General features: G+C 72.5%; 5 protein-coding genes. 3 read left to right on the forward strand and 2 right to left on the reverse strand.

The window, feature by feature from the left end; genetic code table 11:
* Positions 1–234 precede the first annotated feature (234 nt).
* The 3 genes from ABZS54_RS41475 (at position 235) to ABZS54_RS41485 (ending at position 4,082) form a co-directional block, all read left to right on the forward strand.
* Entirely contained in the window at positions 235–1,197 is a 963-nt protein-coding gene (locus ABZS54_RS41475; RefSeq protein ID WP_355548160.1) for a LysR family transcriptional regulator, read from the forward strand.
* 202 nt (positions 1,198–1,399) lie between these two features.
* Entirely contained in the window at positions 1,400–2,410 is a 1,011-nt protein-coding gene (locus tag ABZS54_RS41480; RefSeq protein WP_355548163.1) for a Gfo/Idh/MocA family oxidoreductase, read from the forward strand.
* 292 nt (positions 2,411–2,702) lie between these two features.
* Positions 2,703–4,082 (forward strand): lamin tail domain-containing protein, encoded by a 1,380-nt coding sequence (locus ABZS54_RS41485; RefSeq protein ID WP_355548166.1) that lies wholly within the window; start codon positions 2,703–2,705, stop codon positions 4,080–4,082.
* Positions 4,083–4,230: 148 nt separating this feature from the next.
* On the opposite strand, the gene ABZS54_RS41490 is transcribed toward ABZS54_RS41485, so the two are convergent.
* Both ABZS54_RS41490 and ABZS54_RS41495 read right to left on the reverse strand, forming a co-directional pair.
* Positions 4,231–4,899 (reverse strand): class I SAM-dependent methyltransferase, encoded by a 669-nt coding sequence (locus tag ABZS54_RS41490; protein ID WP_355548169.1) that lies wholly within the window; start codon positions 4,897–4,899, stop codon positions 4,231–4,233.
* Positions 4,896–6,653 carry an NB-ARC domain protein gene (locus tag ABZS54_RS41495; RefSeq protein ID WP_355548172.1) on the reverse strand — a complete coding sequence of 586 codons (1,758 nt, stop codon included), beginning with the start codon at positions 6,651–6,653 and terminating at the stop codon, positions 4,896–4,898. The genes ABZS54_RS41490 and ABZS54_RS41495 overlap by 4 nt, the downstream gene beginning before the upstream one ends.
* Positions 6,654–6,891 lie beyond the last annotated feature (238 nt).

Genomic DNA, 6,891 nt, shown 5'->3' on the forward strand with positions numbered 1-6,891 from the left:
TCGATGGGCCGGGTGGGTGGTGCTGACCAGGTGGTGCTGTCGTGGCTGTAGCGGATCAGGTACTGGGCGAATTGGCGACGTTCGGCCGGGTCCCATCTCCGTCGGCGGCGAACGGCGTGACGAGCGGTACGTGAACCCCGCGCAGGGGTGGAAGTCGGTCCATGCCACCAGGGTGACCCGCGGATTTCGTTCAGGTCCAGTTCACATTTGTGAATTCGAGCGTAAGCTGAGCTGATGCTCGATGTCCGCCGCCTGCGCCTGCTGCGCGAACTCTCGCTGCGCGGCACGATCGCCGCCGTCGCCGAGGCGCTCGCCTTCACCCCGTCCGCGGTCTCCCAACAACTCGCCACCCTCGAACGCGAGGCGGGTGTGCCCTTGCTGGAGCGCACCGGTCGGCGGGTCACCCTCACCCCCGCCGGCCGGAACCTGGTCCGGCACGCGGAGGCCGTCCTGGATCACCTGGAGCAGGCCGCCGCGGAGCTGGCCGACACGCGCCGCGGTCTGGCGGGCCCGCTGCGGATCGGCACCTTCCCCACCGCGACCCGAACGATCGTCCCGGCCGCGCTGGCCTGTCTCGGCGACCGGCATCCGGGCCTGGAGCCGATGGTGCTGGAGATCGATCCGGCCGGCGTCGCGAGCGCACTGCGTGCGGGTGACCTGGATGTGGCGCTGATCCACGAGTACGACTTCGTCCCACCGACGGACGAACCGGGCCTGGCCGCCCGGCCGTTGTGCAGCGAGCCGATGTACCTGGCGTCGGCGACACCCGCGCCGCCACCCGAGGCCGTCGCCTCGGTGCTCGCGCACTGGCGCAACTCACCTTGGATCACCGCAACTTCGGGCACGATGTGCCACGCGATGACGATCCGGGCCTGCCAAGCCGCCGGGTTTACGCCGCATGTGCGTCACCAGGTGGACGACTTCGCCACCGTACTGGCGCTGGTCGCGGCCGGCCAGGGCGTCGCCGTCGTACCGCAGCTCGGGATCGCGGATCCGCCGCCCGCGGTGAGCCTGACCAGGCTGGCGATCCATCGCCGCACCCGGATCGCCTTCCGCAGCGGCGCCGCCGCACACCCCGCGGTGGTCGCGGCCGTCGAAGCCCTGCGCGCAGCCTTACCGGGCGAGCTGACCGATGCGTCACCACCTCCACCGGCCGCCGCACACCCGCCACGGCGGCGTCGACGACCGCACGCCTGAGCCCACCCGGCCGGCCGCGCAGCCGGGGCCGGGGTCGAGGTGGCCGACCCCGGCAGCCCGTTGATCGACGCCGACGCCGGTCGGCGGCTCCCGTGTGCTCGCCCCGGCAGGCGGGGTATGGCACGCTCCATCCGAGCACGTCCAGGTGATCACCGAACGTCGGTGGTCGCGCGGGATCGAGACCGAATTGTGGGGCACACCGATGAACGACGGTACACGGACCATCCGTTGGGGGATCCTGGCCACCGGCGGCATCGCCGCCGACTTCACCCGGGCACTTCAGAGCCTGCCGAACACGGAGGTCGTCGCGGTCGGCTCGCGCAGCGCGGAGGCCGCGAAGGCGTTCGCCGAGCGGTTCGGCATCCCCCGCGCGCACGGCAGTTGGGCCGAACTGGCCGCCGACGACGGCGTCGACGTCGTCTACGTGGCCACGCCGCACTCGGCGCACCGGATCGCGGCCGGGCTGTGCCTGGAGGCGGGCCGGGCCGTGCTGTGCGAGAAGGCGTTCACCCTCGATGCGCGGGAGGCCGGCGAACTGGTGGAGTCGGCCCGGGATCGCGGGCTGTTCCTGATGGAGGCGATGTGGACGTACTGCCACCCGCTGATCCGCCGACTGCGCGAGGTGATCGCCGCCGGCGAGATCGGCGAGATACGGAGCATCTCGGCGGCGTTCGGCTTCGCCGGGGAGTTCCCACCCGAGCACCGGCTGCGCGATCCCGCTCAGGGCGGCGGCGCACTGCTCGATCTCGGCGTCTACCCGGTGTCCTTCGCCCAGTTGTTGCTCGGTGAGCCCGACGCGATCCGTGCCTGGGCGCACCTGACCCCCGAGGGAGTGGACGACAACACCGGGATCGTGTTGGGCTGGAACAGCGGCGCCGTGGCCACCCTCGGCTGCACGTTCACCGCGGACACCGACGCCCCCGCGACGATCACCGGCACCAGGGGGCGGATCGAATTCGCCGACGGCTTCTTCTACCCGGACCGCTTCGTCATCCACCGCCCGGGCCGGGAGCCGCAGGCGGTCCTGCTCACCGAGGCCACCGCCGACCCCGAACGCGGCACCATGCGCCACGAGGCCGCCGAGGTGAACCGCTGTCTGCGCGCCGGCGAGACCGAATCGCCCCTCGTACCACTGGCGGGCACCCTCGCGGTGATGCGCACCCTGGACACGGTCCGCGCCCTGATCGGCGTCACCTACCCGGGGGTGGACTGACCCACCCCGCCCCACACTCCACCCGGTGGACCTGCCCATCCTGCCAACCGGCCCGTCCTGCGGGAGGTTTCCTCCCGCAGGTCACCCAAGTCGTCTCGGCCCGCTCCGGAACGCAGCCGGCCCCCTGCACTTCCCACGCAGTTCACGGCAAGTCAAGGCATCCGACGCCGGTATGCCGCAACCTTTTCGACAGGAGGGTGTGCGCTGCCCGACCCCCTGAGACAAAGGACTGGTCATCTTGCGAACGCATTGGCGTGGAAGAGTCCGACTCGTCGCCGTCGCCCTGTCCGTCATGGCCCTCGGGTTGTCCGGCTCACCGGCATCCGCACAGGCCCCGGCGCACGAGCAGGTCGAGGCAGCGGCACAGGCACTACCCACCGTACGCATCAACGAGATCGAGTCGAACGGCGGTACGCCCGGCGACTGGGTCGAGTTGGTCAACACCGGCTCCGCGGCCGCCGACATATCCGGCTGGATCGTCAAGGACAACGACAACTCGCACTCGTACACCATCGCCGCCGGCACCTCGCTGCCGGCGGGCGGCCACCTGGCGCTTGACGTCGACTCCTCGTTCGGGCTGGGCAGTTCCGACTCGGCACGACTGTTCCGGCCCGGCGGATCCACGCTGGTGGACTCCTACGCCTGGACCGCGCACGCCGGCACGACGTACGGCCGCTGCGCGGACGGCACCGGTGCGTTCACCACGACCACCGCACCGACCAAGGGCGCGGCGAACGCGTGCGGGCAGCCGTCCGGAGCCGCCTGGCCGGGCGGCGCGAGCGTCACCGTCGCCGACGCCTCGAACGTGTTCGGCACGAACCTCAGCGGTCTCTCGTTCCAGAGCCCCGGCGTGCTGTGGGCGGTGCGGAACGGCCCGAGCAGGCTCTACCGGCTGGTGCCCAACGGTGTGACGTGGCGCCCGGATCCGACCGGTGGCTGGGCTTCCGGCAAGGCGCTGCACTACGCCGACGGGGCGGGCGACCCGGACGCGGAGGGCGTGAGCGTCACGCCCGACGGGATGTTCGTCGCCACCGAGCGCGACAACGACAACGACGGCGTCAGCAAGCCGAAGATCCTTCGCTTCGACGTCTCGGGTACGGCCGGCTCGCTGAACGCGACTGCGGAATGGAACCTCACCGCCGATCTGCCCGCGGTGGCCGCCAACAGCGGTCTCGAGGGCATCTCCTGGATCCCGGACACGTTCCTCACCGCACACGGCTTCCGCGACGAACACACCGGCGCGGCCTACGACCCGGCCGCCTACCCGGGCCACGGCAGCGGCCTGGTCTTCGCGGGCCTGGAGGCCAACGGCACGGTGTATGCCTACGCGTTGAACCAAAGCGGCGGCGGATACACCCGGGTCGCCACGATCGCGAGCGGGTTCCCGGCGGTGATGGATCTCGAATTCGAGCCCGCGACCGGCCACTTGTGGGCCGCCTGCGACGACAGCTGCCATGGCCGGACCGCCGTGCTCGACATCGACGCGCAGGGTCGGTTCACCGTCACCACCCGGTACGACCGCCCCACCGCAATGCCCGACTACAACAACGAGGGCTTCGCGATCGCACCGCAGACCACCTGCGTCGCGGGCTTCAAGCCGGTGGTCTGGGCCGACGACGGCAACGACGGCGGCCACGCCCTTCGCACCGGCACCCTCGCCTGCACCCCGTAGGCAAACCCGCACCGATCGAGCCACGCGGGACGGGCGTTCCCACCGACGACCGCCCGTCCCGCCGGCGCACCACCACCACGGACCGTGGACCCGTCGTCCTCAGCCGACGGTCCGACGGGTTTGACCGGTCCACGGCACGTCGTGCGCATCAGACCCGGATGATCAACGCGTACCGTTCGTCCTCGACCGGCCCACCCCACAGATCCGGTTCGGCACTCAGCGGTTGCACCCGAAGGTCGGCGACCAGCGGTCGCACGACCGCGGTCAGGGCATCGGCACCGATCCCGCCGTGCCACGGCAGTTCCTCGGCACCGGCCACATATGCCACATCCCGTTGCCCGGACTCACGCCACCGTCCCTCGACCAGCACCAGCCTGCCGCCGGACCGAAGGCGCCCGATCCACTCCCGCAAGGCCGCTTCGGGATCGGCGAGCGTCCACAAGAGGTGCCGGCACAGCACCACGTCGAACCGCTGCGCGCCGGTCGGCGGAAAGGCCGCGTCACCGACCAGAAAGCGGGCCGTCAGCCCGGCCCGAGCCACCTTCTCCCGGGCCTGTTCGATCATCCGCGGCGCCAGGTCGACCGCGGTCACCCGATGCCCGTCCCCGGCCGCAAGCAGCGTCAACGATCCGGTCCCACACCCGACATCGAGCACGTCGACCGCACCGGCCGGCATCCAGGATCGCAGCGCACGGGCCCACGCGAGCCGCGTGCCCTCGGCCGCCAATCCGTGATCGGGCTCGTCGTCGAAGGACGTGGCCGCATTGTTCCAATACTCCGCGATCACGGAGTCGACGGCCGTGGGTTCGCTACTCATACTCGGCATCCTCTCAACGGGCTGGGACACGCACGTGGGGCGCACGAGGCACACGACGCCCGCCCAGGGACCCGCATCGGCCTCGACCGGAACATGTCCGGGCGATCCACCGGCCTCGCTTTCGCGTCGCCACGGTCACGGTCACGGTCGACCCTGCCGTCCCGCGTCCACAGTGCGCGCGCCGCCGCCACGGTGCCGGGGTGTTCGGTGTCCGATCGGCGCTCGGAGTCGGCGATCACCCTCTCCGGCAGGGCGATCGCCTCGTCGGTGTGGCCCGCCTCCAGGTGCGAGGCGGCGAGGTCGTAGAGGCTGCGTCCGGACCGATGCAGCACCGGGCAACCGCGGGGGCTCCACAGGAGGTCGCCGGCGTGGGTCGTGAGGGTATCGGTGTTGGCCCACAGGACGGCGGTCAGGTCGGGGTGGCGGTGGCTGGCGGCGGCGTGTGTGGCGGGTGGGGTGGTTTCGCGGGCGGCACGGGCGGTGAGGGCGTGCAGCCGTACGGCGCGGTGGCCGGTACGGGGGTCGTCGGTGATCAGGCCGTAGCGGTGGAGTACCCGCAGGGCGGCGATGCTCCGGGCCGCGTCGACCCGAGCGGACCCGGGTCCGGACGGAGCGCGGTGGGCAGCCAGGTACTCGATGACGGGGTCGGTGGTCCACAGTTCCCGGGGGTGGCCGGCGGGGTCCAGGAGGGCCGCGAGGTGCAGGGCCGGCGCGGCGAGGCCGACGGGGTCGCTGTGTCGGGCGGCGTCGAGGGACAGGAGCAGCGCCGCGGCGACGTGTCGTCCGTAGCCCTCGGTGTCCGCGTGGCGAGGCAGCAGGCCGTCCAGGCGTGCGGTGCGGGCAGCGAACAGCCGCAGGTAGTCGGCACACGGCACGGCTTCGTTGATCATGTACGCGGCGGCGTGCGCCAACGCGAGTGGCAGCAGCCCGAGTTCGCGGGCCAACGATGCGGCCCGGTCGTCCAGGAGGTGGGCGCTGTCTGCGTCGGCCAGGCGCTCGTACAGGTAGGCGTCGGCTTCCCGGTCCGTGTAGGTGGTGATGTCCACGAGCGCGCGACCGCCACCGGACAGGGCCGCGTCGCGGCGGCGGGTGGTGGCCAGGACCCGACCCGCGCCGGTGGCGGACGTGGGCGGCCACCAGGGTTGGATCGTGTCGGGGTCGGTGATGTCGTCGAGGACGACCAGCCACGCGCGGGGGGTGGTGGCCGGCCACTCGGCGAACGCCCGAGCGTCGTGCTCCGCGTCCTCGCCGAGCGCGCCGGGCATTTGGACGCGGAGCGCGGCCTGCGCGTACCCGGCGGTGACGCGCGCGGTCTCGGCGGCGTCGACCCACACGACCAGATCGATCCCCTCGGCCAACGCCCGATGGGCGTAGGCGGCAGCCAGTTGGGTCTTGCCGACGCCACCGCCCCCGGGCAACACCCGGGTCAGGACCACGGTGGCCTGGCCGGCCTGGGCCTCGTCGACCGCACGCCGCAGCCCGGCGCGGTCCTGGAAGCCCGAAGCCAACGTCGGAACCGCGCCCACCACCACCGGCCACCGCACCGCCACCCGCGAACCCGCGCCCGTGACCAGGGTTCCGACATGACCGGTGACGACCACCGCGCCATCGCACGCCGTGGCGTTCCCGGTGCTCTCGACGCGCACCGCGGGTCCGGCGTCGGTCTGGTCGGCGACCGGTCCCGGGCCGCGATGGCCGGTGACCGCGGTACCGCCGCCTCGGGCGTGCGCGCGGCCCGTGTCGGTGACCGACACCGACGCCTCCGACCGCCCGTCCGGCGCGGGAACGGCGCTGCCCGTATCGGGCTTTCGGCCGCGCCACCATCGCATCGCGAAGTCCCCCTCTCCCGAGCCGTCCGTGCGTGGTGCTCAGGTGTAGTCGACGCCTGTGCCCGCGCTGCTGCCCGGACCGTCCGCGATGGCATCCCCCGTGCGCTCCGCCGACGCCGAGCCGCCGACCGCACCGCCGCGCCGCCGCACACCGGTGTGCGCG

The sequence above is a fragment of the Embleya sp. NPDC005575 genome, assembly GCF_040605455.1.
Taxonomy (GTDB): domain Bacteria; phylum Actinomycetota; class Actinomycetes; order Streptomycetales; family Streptomycetaceae; genus Embleya.

Coding starts and splice junctions, on each gene's coding strand:
- ABZS54_RS41475 (WP_355548160.1), top strand. CDS start 235: ATGCTCGATGTCCGCCGCCTGCGCCTGCTGCGCGAACTCTCGCTGCGC.
- ABZS54_RS41480 (WP_355548163.1), top strand. CDS start 1,400: ATGAACGACGGTACACGGACCATCCGTTGGGGGATCCTGGCCACCGGC.
- ABZS54_RS41485 (WP_355548166.1), top strand. CDS start 2,703: ATGGCCCTCGGGTTGTCCGGCTCACCGGCATCCGCACAGGCCCCGGCG.
- ABZS54_RS41490 (WP_355548169.1), bottom strand. CDS start 4,899: ATGAGTAGCGAACCCACGGCCGTCGACTCCGTGATCGCGGAGTATTGG.